The sequence below is a fragment of the Streptomyces griseorubiginosus genome (assembly GCF_036345115.1).
In the GTDB taxonomy this organism is placed as follows: domain Bacteria; phylum Actinomycetota; class Actinomycetes; order Streptomycetales; family Streptomycetaceae; genus Streptomyces; species Streptomyces griseorubiginosus_C.
Genome location: NZ_CP107766.1, coordinates 1,123,344 through 1,141,425, shown reverse-complemented (window position 1 = coordinate 1,141,425; position 18,082 = coordinate 1,123,344). Strand labels below are relative to the sequence as shown.

The window sequence follows — 18,082 nt, the reverse complement described above, 5'->3', positions numbered from 1 at the left end:
GGCCGAATGTCCCCACTCCGGCCCCTGGCCGAATGTCCCCACTCCGGCGCCAGGCCGTATGTCCTCACTCCGGCGCCAGGGCCACCGTCGTCGTGACCCGGGTCAGCGAGGGCTCGCCCGGCACGGACCCGAACCCGAAACGCACCGGTGGGGAGACGGGTGCCAGGGCGCCGAGGTCCTCGCCCCCGAGGACCGCCGACACCGCCCGGACCGGCCGCAGGTCCCGGGCGCCGTACCACTCCCGGCGGCCCGCTCGCGCACTGCCGCGGGTGCGCACGCCGGGCAGCAGCACGCGCGCGGGGAGCGACGTGACCGTGCACCAGGCCGGCTGCCGGGCCAGCACGCCGGGCACCGCGCGCAGCAGCAGTCCGAGGGCTCGTCTGCGTCCCGTCGTGAAACGCAGGTCGAGCGGACCCGCCGAGACGCTCCAGGTGTCGCCGGTGACGTGCACGGCGACCGGGACGACCCGCACGGTGTCGAAGACATAGGTGCGGCTGACGAAGTCCGCCGTCTCCCGCGTGGGGGCGAGCAGCAGCCGTTCCCCGTCCGGCCGCTCCAGCATCACATCGCTGAACGGGCCGAACGGCGACCGAGGCCAGTGCCCCAGCACGATCCGGGTCCCGGAGGCCGTGCCCAGGCCGGCGATCCAGCCGTCGAAGCGCAGCCGCGGCGATCCGCCGGGGCCGCGCGTCGGCCGGTTCACGCGCGTCGGCCCGCTCACGCGCGTCGCCCGCTCACGCGGAGGAGGGGCGGGAGGCCCCCAGCCGGACGTGACCGACCCCCGGGGAGTAGTGCACGACGGGCTCGTCGAGCGGGGCGGGCAGTCCGGCCGCTCCGGTCAGCGTCTCCTCCAGCACGTCGACGGCCGCGCCCGCCAGCGGCCAGGGCTCGTGTTCCACCGGTGTCTCCCAGACACGGCCCAGCCGACGGGTGTACGCCCGCCAGCGCGAGGTCAGCCACACGTCCCGCTCCGTCGGCCGCAGCGGGTCGCCGGGACGGACATCCAGGCGGTACGAGACGCGGCCCGCCGCTCGAGACCCCACGTACGACACGGTGTCACCGTCGGTGGTCACCCGCAGATGCCCCAGCGTGTACGGCGCCCCGACGGCACGAGCCGCAAGCATCACCCGGCAGGCCACCAGGATGGACAGGAACCAGATCCCGTCCCGGCCGTCCTCGCGCCGCACGTAGGTCCGCAGGTTGGTCTCCGCGAACGTCGGGAGCCCCGGTACCGCGGCGGGAACGCCCGGGGCGCGCACGTCCGCCATCACGAACGGCGTGAGACCCACCCACGCCATCCCGTCGTACTCGTCGACGACCAGTTCCCGGGGCAGTAGCGCCTGCACCGCCTCCGGCCGGAACGGCCAGTGGACGAACGCCTGCCGGAGCCAGCGGGCCCGCAGAGCCGGCACCCGCACCCGCTGCTCCGCTCCGTAGGCCACCACGCCCGCCGGGTCCCCACCCGGGCACCGGGGAAACGCACAGGCCGCGGGGGCGCGGGGCGCTGTGCTGGGTCGTTGGACGCCGTGGTCGTGACACGGGCTCGGTCGCCGGAGGCCGTGGTCGTGACGAGGGCCAAGGGTGCGGCGGTGTCGCACCGGGTGGCCCTCCGCCGGCCGGGTGGCCCGCCACCGGCCCGCGTTTCCGGTGGCGGGCCACGGGCACTCGCGACGCCATGAATCAGAGTCGTCCGCCGATCGCCGACAGCTCACTCGCCCTCCTCGCCAAGGGATACACCTGGCTGCCCGACCGACGGCGCCGTACCGCCGCTCCGCTCGTGCGCACCCGGCTGATGGGCCAGCACGCCGTCGCCCTGCACGGCCCGGAAGCGGTGCGGTTCTTCTACGACGAACGGCATGTGGAGCGGGGGACGGCACTCCCCGGCCCGGTGCTGAGCACCCTGTTCGGTCACGGAGCCGTGCACACCCTGGACGGGCAGGCACACCGCGGCCGCAAGGAGATGTTCCTCTCCCTGCTCACCGGGCCGCAGCGGGTCGCCGAGCTGGTCGACAGCGTCACGGCGGCGTGGGACGAGGCGGTGGCGTCGTGGTCCGAGCGCCCGGTCGTCCTGTTCGACGAAGCGAGCCGGATCCTCACCCAGGCGGTCTGCCGATGGGTCGGCATCCCCTTGGCCGACGCGGAGTCCACGGCCCGGGACATGGTCGCGATGGTCGACGGCTTCGCCACACCGGGACCGCGCCACTGGCGGGCCCGCCGGGCGAGGGCCCGCAGCGAGGCCTGGCTGGCAGGCCTGGTCGAGGAGATCCGGGCGGACCGGGCCACGGCTCCCGCCGGTTCGGCGCTGGAGGCCGTCGTCCGCCACCAGGACAGCGACGGCTCGCTCCTGGACCCGCACACCGCCGCCGTCGAACTGCTCAACGTCATCCGTCCCACCGTCGCCGTGTGCTGGTTCGTCTCCTACGCCGGCCACGCACTGCGCACCCCCGGGGTCAGGGAACGACTGCGCGAGGACGACCCCGCCTACGCCGTGGCGTTCACCCACGAGCTGCGGCGCTTCTATCCCTTCGCGCCCTTCCTCGGCGGCCGGGCCGTGACCGACCTGGAATGGCGGGGCGAGCCGATCCCGGCCGGCACCCTGATCCTGCTCGACCTGTACGGGCAGAACCACGACGCCGACCTCTGGGAGGAGCCGTACGCCTTCGCCCCGCAGCGCTTCGTGGGCCGGCCGCCGCAGCGCGACGAACTCGTGCCGCAGGGGGGTGGGGACCGGACCACCGGCCACCGCTGCCCCGGTGAGGACGTCACCGTCGCCCTGCTCGCGGCCCTCGGACCGCGGCTGGCCCGGCTGGACTACGACGTCCCCGAACAGGACCTGCGGATCCCGCTGAACCGCATGCCGACGAGGGTGCGCAGCGGTTTCGTCATCCACGCGGCCCCCGTACGGGTTGCGGCGACCGCGCACTGACGGCCACCGGCCGGCTCCGGCCACCCTTGCCCGCTGCCCGCCCGGTGTCACAGCGGGCGGGCAGCTTCTGGTCCCTCGTGTTCTTGTCCCTCGTGGCTGGCGGTACCTGACGAGCGGTCAGGTCCTCGACGGGTACGGGGCACCCGATAACCCGGCACCGGTCAGGCGGCCGCCGCAGCGCGGGTCATCCGGCGTCCGGCGGTCACGGCCGCTCCGGCCAGCGCGGCGGCGACGGCGGTCCTGCGCAGCGCGGTGCGTCGCCGCCCGTGCCAGCCGCCGTGCACCGCGCCTTTCCCGGACGCCGGTACGTGCAGCGCGCCGTGGGTGGCCGGGGCCTCCTCGTCGTGATCGAGATGGCCCTTGTCCGTCTGCCGTGCCATGGCCCGCTCCGCGAGCCCGGGCGCGAGCCGGGACTGGCGTACCAGAGCACGGCCGGCGGGACCGACGACCACCTCGCGGCGAGGATGGCGTACGAGGCCGACGACCGCTGCGGCGACGCGTTCCGGGGTGTAGACCGGCGGCATCGCGACGACCTTGTGCCCGGTGTAGTTGGCCGCCTGCTGGAAGTGCGGGGTGTCGATGGTCGCGGGCATCACGGTGCACACGTGTACGCCCTTCAGCCCCTCCACCCTCAGCTGCTGCCGCAGGCTGGAACCGAGCCCCTGTACGGCGTGCTTGGACATGCTGTAGGGGTGGCTGTACGGCTGGGACACGGCCCCCACGATGGACGAGATGTTGATCAGGGTGCCGGTGCCCTGTTCCCGCATCACCCGCAGCGCGGCCCGCGCCCCGTGCACGTATCCCATCACGTTGACGTCCAGGACCCGGCGGAAGTCCTCCAGCGGTACGTCCTCGAAGCGGCCGAAGGCGTTGACCGCCGCGTTGTTCACCCAGACGTCGATCCGCCCGAACTCCGCCACCGCCCGTCGCGCGAGGTTCTCGACCGCCCCCGCGTCCGTCGTGTCCGTCGGGACGACCAGGGTCCGTGCCCCGCGATGCTTCCCGCACTCCCGGGCCGCCGCCTCCAGCGCCTCCTCGCGGCGCGCGGCCAGCACCACGGCACAGCCCTTCCGGGCGAAGGCCTCGGCCGTGGCCCGTCCGATCCCGCTGGACGCTCCGGTCACCACGACCACGTGATCGCGCAGTCCCATACATCCTCCTCATGCGTGCCGAGCCGGGCGGACCGCACACGACCCCCGTCCGGTGACGCGGCCCGCAGCCCCCCGAGTGCCCGACGCGCCTCGACCGACACGCGCTTGCCGAGTGGAAACCGATCGGTGTACCTTGCTGGAAACCGATCGGTTTCCATCGTGTACCGGGAGTCAGAGCCATGACCGCACACACCACGTCCTCGATCTTCGTCATCGGCGGCACAGGGGCTCAGGGCATGCCCGTCGTCCGCGCCCTGGTCGCCGACAAGAAGTACTCCGTCAAGGTCCTCACCCGCGACGCCGACAGCCCCCGGGCCCAGGAGCTCGTGGCGCTCGGCAACGTCTCCGTCCTCGAAGGGACGTTCGCCGACGAGGACGTACTGCGCGAGGGATTCCGCGGCTGCGACGGCGCGTTCATCAACATCGACGGGTTCAACACCGGCGAGAAGACGGAGACCTACTGGGCCATCCGTACGTATGAGATCGCGATCGAGGAAGGCATCAAGTTCTTCGTCTACGGCAATCTCGACTACGCCCTCAAGAAGTCGGGCTACGACTCCAGGTTCCGCACCGGCCACTACGACGGCAAGGGCCGTATGGCCGAATGGGTGCTCTTCCAGAACGAGAAGAACAGGGACCGGATGGGGGCCGCGGTCTTCACCTCGGGCCCCTACATCGAGATGGTGATCTCACCGCTCACGCCCATGACGCCCGCCGTGGAGGACGGCGTCGTCACCTGGCGGGTTCCCCTCGGCGACGGGGCCGTCCCGCACGTGTCCCTGGAGGACTGCGGGTTCTACGTCCGCTGGCTCTTCGACAATCCGGAGCGGGCCAACGGCATGGACCTCGAAGTGGCCATCGAGCACATGACCTACGCCGACATGGCCGCGGCGTTCGAGAAGGTCACCGGGCATCCGGCGCGGTACATCGACACCGACCTGGACACGTACTGGAGTCATCCGGACCTGGTGGGGATCGCCGATCACCCCGCCGGGTACAACGCCGACCCGAACGACAAGAGCACCATGAGCTTCCGGGACAACTTCACCGGCTTCTGGAACGTGTGGAAGCACGGAATCATCACCAGGGACTACGCCCTGCTCGACGAGATCCACCCGAACCGGATCAGGACCGCCGAGGAGTGGTTCCGCCGGGAGGACCGGCTGGGCAGGGAACTCGGCAAGGGAAGCCTCTGGGAGAGGGTCCAGCCGGAGAACTGGACCATGGACTCCGCGGTCCTCAAGAGCAGCGCGGACTTCAGGACGGGCACGTTGTGAGGACCCCGTGATCCCTGGCCACCACGTCCCGCCCGCAACGCCGTTCGTGACCTCGGCTACGTCGTCTCGCGCTGGATGAGCGCCAGGATGTCCCCCACGTCGGGCCGGCTCGGCGCCGCCGGAACCGGAGCCCCGACCGTCGCGAGGATGCCGGCGGTGAGATTGCCGGCCGCCGCGGTGAGGTCCATCCCGATGGTGGTCAGGGCCGGTACGGCGAGCGAGCTCACCGGGAGGTCGTCGACACCGATGAGCGCCAGGTCGTCCGGGATGGCGATGCTCTGGGTGCGGCAGCTCGCCAGGACCGCGAGAGCGATCAGATCGTTGAACGCGGCGACCGCCGTCACCGGGGTGGCGCCCCGCGTCCACTCCACGACGGCGTCCCGGGCGCTCTCCCGCGAGTAGCGCATGCCGACCACCTGCGGCGCCGGAAGGCCGAGACCACGGCAGGCCTGCGTGGCTCCCTCCAGGCGCGGCAGGCAGAAGGGCCGCTCGCGCGGGTCGTCCAGCGCGGCGTAGCCGATGTGCCGGTGCCCACGCGCCGCGAGGTGCTCGATCTGGAGCCGCCCGATGTCCTGTTGGCTCAGCCCGGTCAGATTGCTGCCGTCCGGGGTGAACACACCGTCGATCAGGGGGATTTCGGCCCGCCGCAGTGACTGCGCGTCGACGGGCGGCAGGCTGCCGAACGCGACGACCACCGCCGGCTGGACGTGCTGCCACAGCTCGGCGAGCGGCGTGGCCGTACCGGCGTGATGCAGGTACACACAGGTGTAGCCGGCCTCGCCCAGCGACCGGCCGAGGGCCAGTTTGAACTGCTCCATGGCCTCCGCCACCGGCAGGTCAGGAACCACGCAGAGCACGACGTTGCTCCGGCCCTTGCGCAGCGCGCGGCCGGCCCCCGACGGCACGTAGCCCAGGCGCTTCGCCGTCTCCAGCACCCGTTGGCGGGTCTCCGCGGAGAGGCCGTGCTCGTCCCTGCCGTTGAGCACGAAGCTCACGGTGGTCTGCGAGACCCCGGCCTCGCGCGCCACGTCCTTGCTGGTGACCCTCGGCAATGCCCCTCCCCACCTCTTGCCATGCCTTCACGCACAGGCTACGGTACGGCGATCAGCGATCTAATACGTATTAGATTTTATTGGGTCGCCGCATCGGTCGCCGCAATGGCCTGCCGGGGGACGCCCCGCACCCGTTCTTGCTCGAGCCGCCCACCCCGAACCCATCGCCGCGTTCCCGCGCGCCAACGGGGTGGATCCACCAGAAGAGAGATCTGTCATGGACGACACGATCCCCGTCACGACCGACACGACACCCGGCCGCGCTCTCGCCCCCGCCGATCCGGTCCGCCTGGGCCGTCTGCTCGCCTTCGTCTTCCCGGCCACCACCGCGATGTACGCCCTGTTCAACGGCATCGGCGTCATCCTGCTCCCCGCACAGGTGGCCGACCTCGCGCCCGGCTCCAAGGTCGGCGTGCTGGCGCTGCTGACGACGCTGGGCGCGGTGGCCTCGATGCTCGCCCTCCCCGCCGGCGGAGCGCTCTCGGACCGCACGCGGTCCCGGTTCGGACGACGCACCCCCTGGCTGGTGGTCATGGCCGGAGTGTCCGCGCTTCTGACGATCGCCATGGGCCTGAGCACCGGACTGGTCGCCCTCGCGATCCTGGTCCCGGTCCTGTGGTTCACCTCGAACTTCTACGGCGGGGCGATCTCGGCGATCCTGCCCGACCGGGTGCCCGTGGCCAGACGTGGCATCGCCTCCGCGATCATCGGTCTCGGCACGCCCGTGGGCATCCTCTTCGGCGTCAACCTGGCGAGCCGGGTCAGCCAGCTCTGGGCCTACACCGTTCTCGCGCTGGTGCTGTTCGTCACGACGCTCGCCCTCGTGACCGGCGCGCGCGAACCCTCTTCGCTCGACCTGGTGACGGAGAGGCCGAAGGACCGGGGCAGCAGGACCGCGGCCGTCCGGGCGTTCTTCCGAGCCTTCGCCCACCGTGACTTCGCCCTGGCCTTCGCCAGCCGGTTCGGCCTGTTCCTGGCCTACTTCACGGTCTCCGGCTACCTGTTCTTCGCCGTGCAGGACTACATCGGCGCCAGGAACGTCCCCGGCGGCAATGTCGCCCTCGCGGTGAGCACCTTGTCGACCGTGTCGTTCGGCACCTGGATCGCCGTCGCCACCCTCTGCGGCTGGCTCGCCGACAAGCTCGACCGGCGCAAGCTGTTCATCGCGATCAGCGCCCTCGGCCTGGGCCTGTCCCAGCTCATACCGATCGTCAGCCACAGCTGGGGCGCGATGCTCGCGTACTCCGCCGTCTCCGGCGCTTCGCTGGGCACGTACTTCGCGGTCGACCTCGCCGTGATGTCGCTGGTCCTGCCGGACAAGGAGAGCGAAGGACGCGACTTCGCCATCCTCAACGTCGCCACCGGCCTGCCCCAGCTGGCCGCCCCCGCCATCGCCGGCTCACTCATCGGACTCGGCGGCTACGGCTCACTGTTCCTCGTCAGCGGCGCGTCCGCCCTGGTCGCCGGCGCGCTGGCCATGGCGATCCGCTCGATCCGATAACCGTACGGAGCCCTCCATGACCCTGGTCACCACACCCGAAGGGGTGTCGCTCGACTACGACACCTTCGGCGACCCCGACCACCCCCCGCTGCTGCTGATCCAGGGCCTCGGAGCCCACCGGCTCGGCTGGCGTGCCGACTTCTGCCGGCAACTCGCCGACGAGGGCTTCCACGTCGTGCGCTTCGACAACCGGGACGTCGGCCTGTCGCAGAAGTTCCCGCAGGGCGGCTACACCCTGGTCGACCTGGCGCGCGACACCGCGGGCCTGCTCACCGCGCTCGGCATCCCCGCGGCGCACATCGTGGGCCAGTCGATGGGCGGCATGGTCGCCCAACAACTCGCCCTCGACCACCCCACCCGTGTCCTCACCCTCGCCCTCGTCTACACCGCGCCCAGCGCCGACTTCCTCGCCGGACGCGACCTGGTCGACGAGCGGACGCAGCGCCCCCGGGCCCGCGACCGCGACGAGGCCATCGCGCTGTACCTGGACAACGAAGCGCCGTGCGCCTCACCCGGATACCCCCAGGACACCGCCTGGCTGCGTGAACTCGGCGGCCGGATGTACGACCGCGACTACGACCCCGACGGCATCGAGCGGCAGCTGGAAGCGCTCGACAGATCTCCCGACCGCACGCCTCACCTGCACCGCATCACCGCGCCCACCACCATCCTCCACGGCGACGGCGACCGCCTGATCGGCCCCGAGGGATCCAAGGTCATGCACGAACTGATCGCGGACTCGAAGCTGACCGTCTACCCCGGCATGGGCCATGAGCTTCCGCAGCCGCTCTGGCCGCAGATCATCACCCAGATCCGGGACAACGCGACCCGGGGGAGTGCGTGACATGACGGCAGCACAGATCCAAGGGCATGTCTCCCGCGGCTTCGAACCTGTGGCCGACGCCTTCGCCGACAACTTCCGGCTCCGCGGCGACACAGCCGCCTCCTGCGTGGTGTACGCCCAGGGCGCGCCGGTGGTGGACATCTGGGCCGGTCGGACCGCCCGGGGCGTCTGGGCTCCCGACGCCCGCACCGTGGTCTTCTCGGTCAGCAAGGGCGTCACCACCGTCTGTCTGCTCATGGCCGCCGAGCGCGGCCTGATCGACCTCGACGCCCCGGTCGCCAAGTACTGGCCGGAGTTCGCAGAGTACGGCAAGGAGGCCACGACGGTACGGCACCTTCTCGCGCACCGGGCCGGCCTGGTCGCGCCCGAGGCGGACCTGACACTGGAGGATCTGCGTGCCTGGGAGCCGGTGGCGGACACCCTGGCCCGGCAGGCACCGGCCTGGACCCCCGGCACGGCGTACGCCTACCACGCCCTCACCTTCGGCTGGCTGGCCGGAGAGGTCCTGCGCAGGGCCACCGGACTGCGCCCCGGCCAGTGGCTGAGCCAGTACGTGGCCGATCCCCTCGGCCTGAGGATGACGTACGGCGCCGACCCCGCGTCCGCCGACATCCATCCCCTCGCGGATCCTCTGCCCAGCACCGACCCCGAGGCCGTCGCCGTGATGGCCGAAACCCTCGCCTCACCCCTGGTCGAACGCTCCATCAGCCTGGGCGGTCTCTACGACGTCGCCCGGATCTCCCGGATCGCGCACACGGAAGCGTGGCTGTCGGTCGAGATGCCGGCGGGCAACCTCGTGACCGACGCCCGCAGCCTGGCACGGCTGTACGCGGCCACGGTCGGCGAGGTCGACGGCGTCAGACTGCTGAGCCCGGACACCGTCCGCGACGCCCTCGTGGTGCGCTCCGAGGGCCGCCCGTTCGTGGGCCCGGACGCGAACAGTGGCTGGGGCACCGGCTTCATGACCAGCTCCGCCCACCGGCCGATGATCGGCCCCGGCAGCTTCGGCCACGACGGCCTGGGCGGCTGCCTCGGCTTCGCCCACCTGGACGCCGAGATCGCCTTCGCCTACCAGACCGCACAGCCCGGCGGCCTCCCCGACGACCGGGCCGACGCGCTCAGCCGCGCGCTGCGTGCTTGCCTGTGAAGCCCGGCTCCGGCACGTCACACAGGAACCACTCCACCGAAGAACCAGAGATCAGGCCATGACCACGACATTTCCACGCCCCACCGCTGCGACGCCCCCGAGCCTGGCCACCCGCACGGCGAACCGGCTCCTGACGCGCCTGATGCGGCTGCCGGGCACCCGGCACGGCTACCGGGTCGAGCGGAACATCCCGGTCCCCGCCCGAGACGGCGCCGTCCTGCTGACGGACCACTACGCCCCCGTCACCGACCGGCCGAAGGGCACGGTCCTCGTGCGCACACCGTACGGCCGTGGCTTCCCGCACGACCTGGAGGCCAGGGTCTACGCGGACCGCGGGTATCACGTCGCGCTCCAGAGCTGCCGCGGCACGTTCGGCTCCACCGGAACCTTCTACCCGATGGCGAACGAGGCCGACGACGCCCAGGACGCGGTGGCCTGGCTGCGGACCAGGCCCTGGTTCGACGGACGGCTCGCCACCGCCGGGGGATCCTATGTGGGCTGGACCCAATGGGCGCTGCTGATGGACCCGCCCCCGGAACTGCGCGCCTCCCTGATCGCCGTGGCCCCGCACGACATGCACGACGCGGCCCACGGCAGCGGAGCGTTCCGTCTCGGTGACTTCCTGGCCTTCGCCGAGATGGTGGTCAACCAGGAGCGGTACCCCGGGCTGCGGGGTGTGCCCCGGATGCTCACCCTGAACCGGCGGCTGGCCCCGGCCTTCGGCGCCCTCCCGCTGGCCGACGCGGCCGACGCGGCGACCGGGCACCAAGCGCCGTGGTTCCGGGAATGGCTGACCACTCCGGACGGCGAAGACGCCGCGTGGGACCGGCTGAAACTGGGCGAAGCACTGGAGCGGGTGAACGTCCCGGTGCGGCTCACCGCCTGCTGGCAGGACCTCTTCCTCGACCAGACCCTGCACCAGTACGAGTCGCTGCGTACGCGCGGGGTCGACGTGTCGCTCACCATCGGCCCCTGGACCCATCAGGAACTGGGCCAGAAGGGCATGGGAGGTCTGCTCCGCGGCAACCTCGCATGGCTGGAGACACACCTCGCCGACGCGAAGCCGTCACACGAACCTCCCGTCGAGGTGTACGTCACCGGGCAGAACGCCTGGCGACACCTGGACCAGTGGCCACCCGCGGGTGCTGAAACAGTGCGCTATCTCCAGCCGGACGGCAGGCTGCTGGCCGACGGGCCGAGTGACGGCGCGCCGTCCTCGTACGTCTACGACCCCGCGAACCCCACCCCGACCCTCGGTGGCCCGCTGCTCACCCTCGACGGCGGGGTCAAGGACAACGCGAAGCTGGAGGGCCGCCCCGACGTACTCACCTTCACCACCGACCCGTTGACCGCGCCGCTGGAGATCATGGGAACGCCCGTCGTCGACCTGGCGCACACCAGGAGCAACCCGCACGCCGACCTCTTCGTACGGCTCTGCGACGTCGACCCCGAGGGCGTCTCCCGCAACGTCGCCGAAGGACTCGTCCGCCTGGATCCCACCTCGCCCATCGACCAGGTGCGGACCGTGCGCGTGCGGCTCGACGCCTGCGCGCACGAGGTGAAGGCCGGGCACCGGATCCGGCTGCTGATCGCCGGCGGCTGCCATCCCCGGTACGCACGCAATGAGGGCACCGGCGCCCCGCCCGGTACCGGAACCGAGTTGCGGCCCTGCACCCACACCGTCCACCACGACAGCGGCGCGGTGTCCCGCGTCAGCCTGCCGACGCCTGTCCGCCCTGCCCCGCACTGAGCCCGTCCAGCAGGAGGTCCCCGAGTTCGGAGAAGGCGTCGCCCGCGGTCAGGCCGGTGGTGTCCAGGAGGGCCCCCGACTGGACCGCGTCGATGGTCATGGCCACGACCTGCGCGGCGAACTGCCCGTTGAGCGCGCGGAAGACGCCGGCCGCCACGCCGTCTTCGATCAGCTGGTGGACCCGGTGCGCGGCGGCGCATGGCCGTGCCGACGCCGGCGAGGTAGACCCGGATGCGCTGCCTGAGGTCGGGCGTGGGGGCGAGGCTGTAGAGCGTCGCCTTGGAGCATCCAAGCCGTTGGGCGAGCTCGTCCACGGTCACCGCGGTGAAGCCTTCGGCCAGGATGATCGCCTCGGCCTGGCGCACCAGTTCGTCCCGTCGGCGCGTGTCGACGACCCGCCTGCGCGTCGTTCGGCGCGGTCGTCGGTCTCCGTGAGGGAGGCCGCGAGGGGGTCAAGGCGACGTTCCTCACAAGGTTGCCGTGAAGCGCGCGAGTGTAGAGTGAAGAACGCCCTTGACCTGCAGAAAGCAGGCAGGGAGCCGACTTCGGGAGTCCAAAGTGCTGCGTACTCTGCTCAAGTCCAAGATCCACCGCGCCACCGTCACCCAGGCCGACCTGCACTACGTGGGATCGGTGACCGTCGACGCGGATCTCCTCGACGCCGCCGACCTGTTGCCCGGCGAGCTCGTCCACATCGTGGACATCACCAACGGTGCCCGGCTGGAGACGTACGTCATCGAAGGCGAGCGCGGTTCGGGAGTGATCGGTATCAACGGTGCCGCCGCCCACCTCGTCCACCCCGGGGATCTGGTGATCATCATCAGTTACGCTCAGGTGACCGACGCCGAGGCGAGGGCACTTGAACCCCGGATCGTGCACGTGGACCAGGGCAACCGTGTCATCGCGCTGGGTGCCGACCCGTCCGAGCCGGTACCGGGTTCGGACCAACTGCGCAGCCCGCAGGCGGTGTCGGTCTGACCGCGTTCGACGACCTTCGGACCAGGAGCGTGCCCATGAGCGACATCGAGATCCGCGACGACCGACAGGCCGGGCGTCTGGAGGCCTTCGGTTCCGGGGGAGGCGAAGTCGTCGGCCACATCCAGTACTTCGTCCTCGAGTCCCCCGAGCGCGCCCTGGTCCCGGTCCACACCATCGTCGAACCGGCCCACGAGGGCCAGGGCATCGCGGGCTCCCTGGCCCGCGAGCTCTACGGCATCGCGGCACGCGAGGGCGTCACGGTCGCCCCCCTGTGCCCGTACGTCGTCAAGTGGGCCGAACGCCACCCCGACGAGGCCCCCGCGGCCACCCCGGAACTGCTCCGCGCCGCGAAGCTGTGGCTGGCGGCGAACCCCGAGGGCTTCTGAGCGGACGGGTCGAGCACCGGAGACCGGGGGCGCGTCCCGGTTCGGCTGCGGAGCCGCGGGGCGGTCGCCCTACCGGGGCTCCCGCACCGCCGACCGGTCGGAGACACCGGTCAGCCCGCGCTGGGTGAACCGGCCGCACGTCACCAGGCGGAGACCGGCCGTCGAGCGGCCAAGTGGGGCCACATCGTGGCTGCTTGTCGGTCGGGCGGTCCGGTGGTCCGGTGGTCCGGCCGACGCTGCCCTCGGATGTGAGGCCGCCGACCGGGTCCACCTCGCGCCCGGCTGTCGCTCGGCCCGTCGGCGGGCCAGCAGAGCGGGCGCCTGCCTGCGATCGCTCGGCGGGGCATCGGCGTACACCGCGGCCCGAACCAGCGCATGCCGAAAACGTTCGCCGCCGCCCCGCCGCCCCGCCGCCCCGCCGCCCCGCCGCCCCGCCGCGAAGCCGCAGGCGCGCCGCCCCGGTGTCCCACAGCCGCTGTATGCCGCACGCACGCCTGCCCCGCGCGCCTGTGGCCCCGCCGCCGCGAGCCCTGTCCGCGCCCAGCCCCCTCGCCGTACCTCAACACCCCCCGCCCACACCCCGAACACCCCCACCCAGACCCCATCGCTCACGCAGGTGGGTGAGTGGTGGGAGGGCTCGCGGGTACGCGGGGAGGAGTCCAGAGACGGCGGAGGAGTTCGGAGCCGACGTCGACCGACTGGCTGGAGGACCTGATGACCAACCCGTACCCCGACCCCGTGCCTCCGGGTCCCACGCCGGGCCCTGGCCCGGTCCCCACGCCGGGCCCGACCCCGGAGCCCCCGTCACCTCCGGACCCGAGTCCGACGCCTGGCCCGGATCCGACCCCCGGTCCTGGCCCGGGCCCCGCCCCCGACCCGTCCCCGATCCCCCCGGGACCGGAGCCGGTGCCGAACCCGGAGCCGGGGCCACCGCTCAGTTGACGGTGCCCCGCGTGCACAGCACGTGAGGGCCACCGCCGGGACCACAGGAGAGGAGGGCCACCGAAGCGCGGTGGCCCTCCTCCCTGTCAGGCGTGGTGGAGCGGAACTCAGCCGGTCACCTCGGACCGGTCCCCGCCCCACAGCGTGTGGAACGAGCCGTCGCGGTCCGTGCGCCGGTAGGTGTGCGCTCCGAAGAAGTCCCGCTGCCCCTGCGTGAGCGCCGCAGGCAGCCGCTCGGCGCGCAGCGCGTCGTAGTAGGCCAGCGCCGCCGCGAAGCCCGGCGTCGGCACACCCTGGCGCGTCGCCGCGACCAGGACCTCGCGCCAGTCGTCCTGCGCGTCGGCGATCTCCTGCGCGAAGGTGTCGTCGGAGAGCAGGCTCGGCAGGTCCGCACGGGTGTCGTAGGCCGACCGGATGCGGTCCAGGAACGCCGCCCGGATGATGCAGCCACCACGCCAGATCGCGGAGACGGCCCCCAGGTCGATGTCCCAGTCGTACTCCTCACGCGCGGCCGCGATCTCGTGGAAGCCCTGCGTGTACGACACGATCTTCGAGGCGTACAGTGCCTGCTCGACCCGGTCCGCGAAGGCGCCCGCCTCGGCCTCCGACAGCGGCGTCGCCTTGGGTCCGGCAAGCCCGCGGGACGCCTCGCGCAGCTCCGCGTGCCCGGACAGCGAGCGGGCGAAGACCGCCTCCGCGATGCCCGAGACCGGGACACCGAGGTCGAGGGCGATCTGCACGGTCCAGCGGCCGGTGCCCTTCTGCTCGGCCTGGTCCACCACCACGTCCACGAACGGCTTGCCCGTCTCCGCGTCCACGTGGGAGAGCACCTCGGCGGTGATCTCGATCAGGTACGAGTCCAGGCGGCCCGTGTTCCAGGTGCGGAAGATGTCGGCGATCTGGGCGGGGGAGTACCCGGCCACATCGCGCAGCAACTGGTACGCCTCACCGATGAGCTGCATGTCGGCGTACTCGATGCCGTTGTGCACCATCTTCACGAAGTGCCCGGCGCCGTCAGGACCGACGTGCGTCACACAGGGCGCCCCGTCCGCCGCCTTCGCGGAGATCTTCTCCAGCATCGGACCGAGCGAGTCGTACGACTCCTTCGGGCCGCCCGGCATGATGCTCGGGCCGTTGAGCGCGCCCTCCTCGCCGCCGGAGACGCCCATGCCGACGAAGTGGATGCCCTGCTCGCGCAGTTCGCGCTCCCGGCGCCGGGTGTCCGCGAAGTGCGCGTTGCCGCCGTCGATGATCATGTCGCCGGGCTCGAGGAGCGGCGCGAACTCCTGGATCACCGCGTCGGTCGGCTCGCCCGCCTTCACCATGATGACCAGCCGGCGCGGCCGCTCCAGGGCCGCCACGAACTCCTTGGCGGTCTCGGCCGCGATGAAGTCGCCCTCGCTCCCGAACTCCTCGACCAGGGCGTGCGTGCGCGACGCGGTCCGGTTGTGCAGGGCGACCGTATAGCCGTTGCGGGCGAAGTTGCGGGCGAGGTTGCGGCCCATGACCGCGAGGCCCGTGACGCCGATCTGCGCTGTGTTGCTCATACCGCGTGCTCCCAAAAGATCCTGTGGATCGCGTAGGTCGTCTATCGCTGCCGGTCGTGCTTGTCAGTATCGTCCACCGGTCATCCTGGCCTGTCGGGGGACTGTCCGCACACCAGGGATACGGTTCGGGCGCCTCGTTGCGTTCAGCCGGACACGCCGGTCGGACACGCGCCCCCACGCGGCTTGTTGCCGTCTTGTCATGGCCTGTTCGCGGCGCTTACTTTTGCCCCTCCTGGCGCAGCGACGCATGTCTAGGGGGAGGCCTCCATGGCCGTACGCGGCCGGCACCGCCGGTATCAGCCGAACAGGATCAACCGCGCCTCGCTCACCGTCACGGCGGGCGGTGTCGGAATCGCGGTCCCGCTCATCGGCGCCGGCACGGCCCACGCGGCCGACGCGGACACCTGGAACAAGGTCGCCGCGTGCGAGTCCGGCAACAACTGGAGCATCAACACCGGCAACGGCTACTACGGCGGGCTTCAGTTCACCCGGTCCACGTGGGAGGCGTACGGCGGCACCCGGTACGCGGCACGCGCGGATCTGGCCACCAGGGACCAGCAGATCGCCGTCGCGGAGAAGGTGCTGGACGGACAGGGACCGGGCGCCTGGCCGACGTGCTCGGTGCGGGCCGGGCTCACCCGCGGCGGCACCGGCCCCGACATCCAGCCCCTGACCACGAAGGCCTCGGTGCCGGACGTCCAGCCGCAGACCACCCCGCAGTCGCGGGCCGGGACCGCCGAGATGTACACCGTGGTCCGCGGCGACTCGCTGTCCGGGATCGCCGACGCCCAGGAGGTCCGCGGCGGCTGGCGGCAGCTCTACGCCGCCAACCGGCGGACCATCGGGGCCGATCCCGACCTCATCCTGCCCGGCCAGCGGCTGAAACTGCGGGCCCCGGCGGGTACGACGACCACCGCCGACCCCGCCTCCTCCAGGAGGACCTCCGGCGACTCGCAGACGACGCACACGACGGAGAAGACCGAGAAGTCGGAGAAGAAGGCCACCGACAGCGGCCTGGTCGCCCCCGTGAACGCCTCCCTCGGCACCCCGTACCACAAGGCGGGCTCGTCCTGGTCGAAGGGCTACCACACCGGCGTCGACTTCGCGGTGCCCACCGGGACCACCGTGAAGGCGGTCGCGGCCGGAAAGGTGGTCGCCTCCGGCTGGGGCGGCTCCTTCGGCTACCAGGTGGTCGTCCGGCACGGCGACGGCCGCTACACGCAGTACGCCCACCTGTCCGCGATCTCCGTGAAGTCCGGGCAGACGGTGGGCGCCGGACAGCGCATCGGCCGCTCCGGGTCCACCGGCAACAGCACGGGCCCGCATCTGCACTTCGAGGTGCGGACGGGGCCCGGCTTCGGGTCAGACATCGACCCGGTGGCGTACCTCCGGGCCGGCGGCGTCAGGATTTGACCCGCGTGCGGTGCCGGTCGAGCACCGGCACCGGGATGTACGCGGCGCCGTAGAAGGGGCCGTAGTACGCCGGCGGTTCGGTGCCGCCCGGCGCCGGGTGGTCGTCGGGGGCGGACGGGCCGTCCGTCAGTGCCGCGGGGGCCGCCGGGGCCGGGACGAGCAGCTCCTCGCGCAGGGCGGCGACCTGCTCGACGAGCACGCCCTCGCGCACCAGCGCGTCGGCCGGTGCCTCGGCGGGCGTCGGCAGGAACACGTCCTCCCGCTCGGCCGCCGCGGGCTCCGCCTCGGCGTGGGTGCGCTGGATCCGCTCGGTGGTGAGCAGGATCAGACCGCCCGCCGCCACCACACCGCAGCTCAGGGCGAGCGCGGTGCCGGTGGTGCCGTAGCGGAAGGTCTCGCCGAACATCGTGATGCCGACCGCGGCCGCCACCACCGGGTTCACGACCGTCAGCGTGGCCAGCGGGGCCGCGAGGCCCGCGCCCCGGTAGGAGGCCTGCGACAGCATCAGACCGGCCGTGGCCAGGACGCCGATCGCGGCCAGCGAGGGCAGGTCCGCCGTGGCGACGCCGCCGCTCCAGTCGACGGCGACCGTCTTGGTGAACACCGAGGACATGCCGAACGCTATGCCGGACGCGGTCGCGAGCAGCACGCTGCGCACCACCGGGTGCCGGTGCGCGGCCCGGCCCGCGATCATCAGCGTGACCACCGCGGCCGCCGTGACCAGACCGGCGAACACCCGCTGGGGCGTGCTCAGCGACTGCGCGTCCGACGCGCCCACCAGGGAGAGCAGACCGGCCAGACCGACCGTGGCCATGATCGCGCCCCGCCAGGCGGTGGCGCCGGCCCTGCGGCCCACGAACAGCGCGGCCATCGGCAGCGCGAACACGATCGTCAGGGCGCCCAGCGGCTGGACCAGGCTCAGGGGACCGTACGCGAGCGCCACCACGTGCAGCAGTCCGCCCAGGCCGTTCAGCGCGACCGCCGCCCACCAGCTCGGCCGGCGCAGCGGCGCGTACTGCTCGTTGGGGTGCGACACGGCGACCTGCTCCTGCACGATCGCTCCGCCCGCGTAGGCGACGGCGGAGACGAGGGAGAGGAGCACGGACAACGCGAGGGCACTCATGAGCTGCTCCTCTGCGTGAGGCGGGGGCGACTTGCCCGGCGCGAC

The 18,082-nt window shown here is 72.2% G+C and carries 16 protein-coding genes; 9 read left to right on the top strand and 7 right to left on the bottom strand.

Going from position 1 to position 18,082, the window contains the following annotated elements:
* Window positions 1-64: 64 nt before the first annotated feature.
* Together OHN19_RS05325 and OHN19_RS05320 are read right to left on the bottom strand one after the other, a co-directional pair.
* Window positions 65-721 carry a hypothetical protein gene (locus tag OHN19_RS05325; RefSeq protein WP_330263014.1) on the bottom strand — a complete coding sequence of 219 codons (657 nt, stop codon included), beginning with the start codon at window positions 719-721 and terminating at the stop codon, window positions 65-67.
* Between the two features lie 13 nt (window positions 722-734).
* A complete protein-coding gene (locus OHN19_RS05320) occupies window positions 735-1,445 on the bottom strand; it encodes a DUF2071 domain-containing protein (protein WP_330263013.1) in 711 nt (236 codons plus the stop codon).
* A gap of 230 nt (window positions 1,446-1,675) precedes the next feature.
* On the opposite strand from OHN19_RS05320, the gene OHN19_RS05315 reads away from it, so the two are divergent.
* The gene (locus OHN19_RS05315; protein WP_330263012.1) at window positions 1,676-2,926 is read left to right on the top strand and encodes a cytochrome P450; all 1,251 of its coding nucleotides are present in this window, start codon (window positions 1,676-1,678) and stop codon (window positions 2,924-2,926) included.
* A 161-nt stretch (window positions 2,927-3,087) separates the two neighbouring features.
* Here the strand turns inward: OHN19_RS05315 and OHN19_RS05310 are convergent, their stop codons facing one another.
* The gene (locus OHN19_RS05310; RefSeq protein ID WP_330263011.1) at window positions 3,088-4,077 is read right to left on the bottom strand and encodes an SDR family oxidoreductase; all 990 of its coding nucleotides are present in this window, start codon (window positions 4,075-4,077) and stop codon (window positions 3,088-3,090) included.
* Between the two features lie 179 nt (window positions 4,078-4,256).
* Between OHN19_RS05310 and OHN19_RS05305 the strand changes: the two genes are divergently transcribed.
* Window positions 4,257-5,354 (top strand): NmrA family NAD(P)-binding protein, encoded by a 1,098-nt coding sequence (locus OHN19_RS05305; protein WP_330263010.1) that lies wholly within the window; start codon window positions 4,257-4,259, stop codon window positions 5,352-5,354.
* A 56-nt stretch (window positions 5,355-5,410) separates the two neighbouring features.
* Here the strand turns inward: OHN19_RS05305 and OHN19_RS05300 are convergent, their stop codons facing one another.
* Entirely contained in the window at window positions 5,411-6,406 is a 996-nt protein-coding gene (locus OHN19_RS05300) for a LacI family DNA-binding transcriptional regulator (protein WP_330263009.1), read from the bottom strand.
* Window positions 6,407-6,623: 217 nt separating this feature from the next.
* Between OHN19_RS05300 and OHN19_RS05295 the strand changes: the two genes are divergently transcribed.
* Genes OHN19_RS05295 through OHN19_RS05280 form a run of 4 tightly spaced genes read left to right on the top strand, consistent with a single transcriptional unit; the run spans window position 6,624 to window position 11,648 of the window.
* Window positions 6,624-7,907, top strand: coding sequence for an MFS transporter (locus OHN19_RS05295; protein WP_330263008.1), 1,284 nt, complete (start codon window positions 6,624-6,626; stop codon window positions 7,905-7,907).
* Window positions 7,908-7,923: 16 nt separating this feature from the next.
* Window positions 7,924-8,751, top strand: a complete 828-nt coding sequence (locus OHN19_RS05290) for an alpha/beta hydrolase (protein ID WP_330263007.1) — start codon at window positions 7,924-7,926, stop codon at window positions 8,749-8,751.
* Window position 8,752: 1 nt separating this feature from the next.
* Window positions 8,753-9,898, top strand: a complete 1,146-nt coding sequence (locus OHN19_RS05285) for a serine hydrolase domain-containing protein (RefSeq protein ID WP_330263006.1) — start codon at window positions 8,753-8,755, stop codon at window positions 9,896-9,898.
* Window positions 9,899-9,956: 58 nt separating this feature from the next.
* On the top strand, window positions 9,957-11,648 hold the full coding sequence (locus OHN19_RS05280) for a CocE/NonD family hydrolase (RefSeq protein ID WP_330263005.1): 1,692 nt from the start codon (window positions 9,957-9,959) through the stop codon (window positions 11,646-11,648).
* Here the strand turns inward: OHN19_RS05280 and OHN19_RS05275 are convergent.
* A complete protein-coding gene (locus tag OHN19_RS05275) occupies window positions 11,611-11,805 on the bottom strand; it encodes a hypothetical protein (RefSeq protein ID WP_330263004.1) in 195 nt (64 codons plus the stop codon). The genes OHN19_RS05280 and OHN19_RS05275 overlap by 38 nt on opposite strands.
* Before the next feature lie 401 nt (window positions 11,806-12,206).
* On the opposite strand from OHN19_RS05275, the gene panD reads away from it, so the two are divergent.
* Both panD and OHN19_RS05265 read left to right on the top strand, forming a co-directional pair.
* Window positions 12,207-12,626 (top strand): aspartate 1-decarboxylase, encoded by a 420-nt coding sequence (panD, locus tag OHN19_RS05270; protein ID WP_330263003.1) that lies wholly within the window; start codon window positions 12,207-12,209, stop codon window positions 12,624-12,626.
* Window positions 12,627-12,661: 35 nt separating this feature from the next.
* Entirely contained in the window at window positions 12,662-13,012 is a 351-nt protein-coding gene (locus OHN19_RS05265) for a GNAT family N-acetyltransferase (RefSeq protein WP_330263002.1), read from the top strand.
* A 1,049-nt stretch (window positions 13,013-14,061) separates the two neighbouring features.
* Here OHN19_RS05265 and gndA read toward each other — a convergent pair.
* Window positions 14,062-15,501, bottom strand: a complete 1,440-nt coding sequence (gene gndA / locus OHN19_RS05260) for an NADP-dependent phosphogluconate dehydrogenase (protein WP_330263001.1) — start codon at window positions 15,499-15,501, stop codon at window positions 14,062-14,064.
* A 267-nt stretch (window positions 15,502-15,768) separates the two neighbouring features.
* On the opposite strand from gndA, the gene OHN19_RS05255 reads away from it, so the two are divergent.
* Entirely contained in the window at window positions 15,769-16,914 is a 1,146-nt protein-coding gene (locus OHN19_RS05255; protein WP_330263000.1) for a transglycosylase family protein, read from the top strand.
* On the opposite strand, the gene OHN19_RS05250 is transcribed toward OHN19_RS05255, so the two are convergent.
* Window positions 16,904-18,037, bottom strand: coding sequence for a DMT family transporter (locus OHN19_RS05250; protein WP_330262999.1), 1,134 nt, complete (start codon window positions 18,035-18,037; stop codon window positions 16,904-16,906). The genes OHN19_RS05255 and OHN19_RS05250 overlap by 11 nt on opposite strands.
* Window positions 18,038-18,082: the final 45 nt, after the last annotated feature.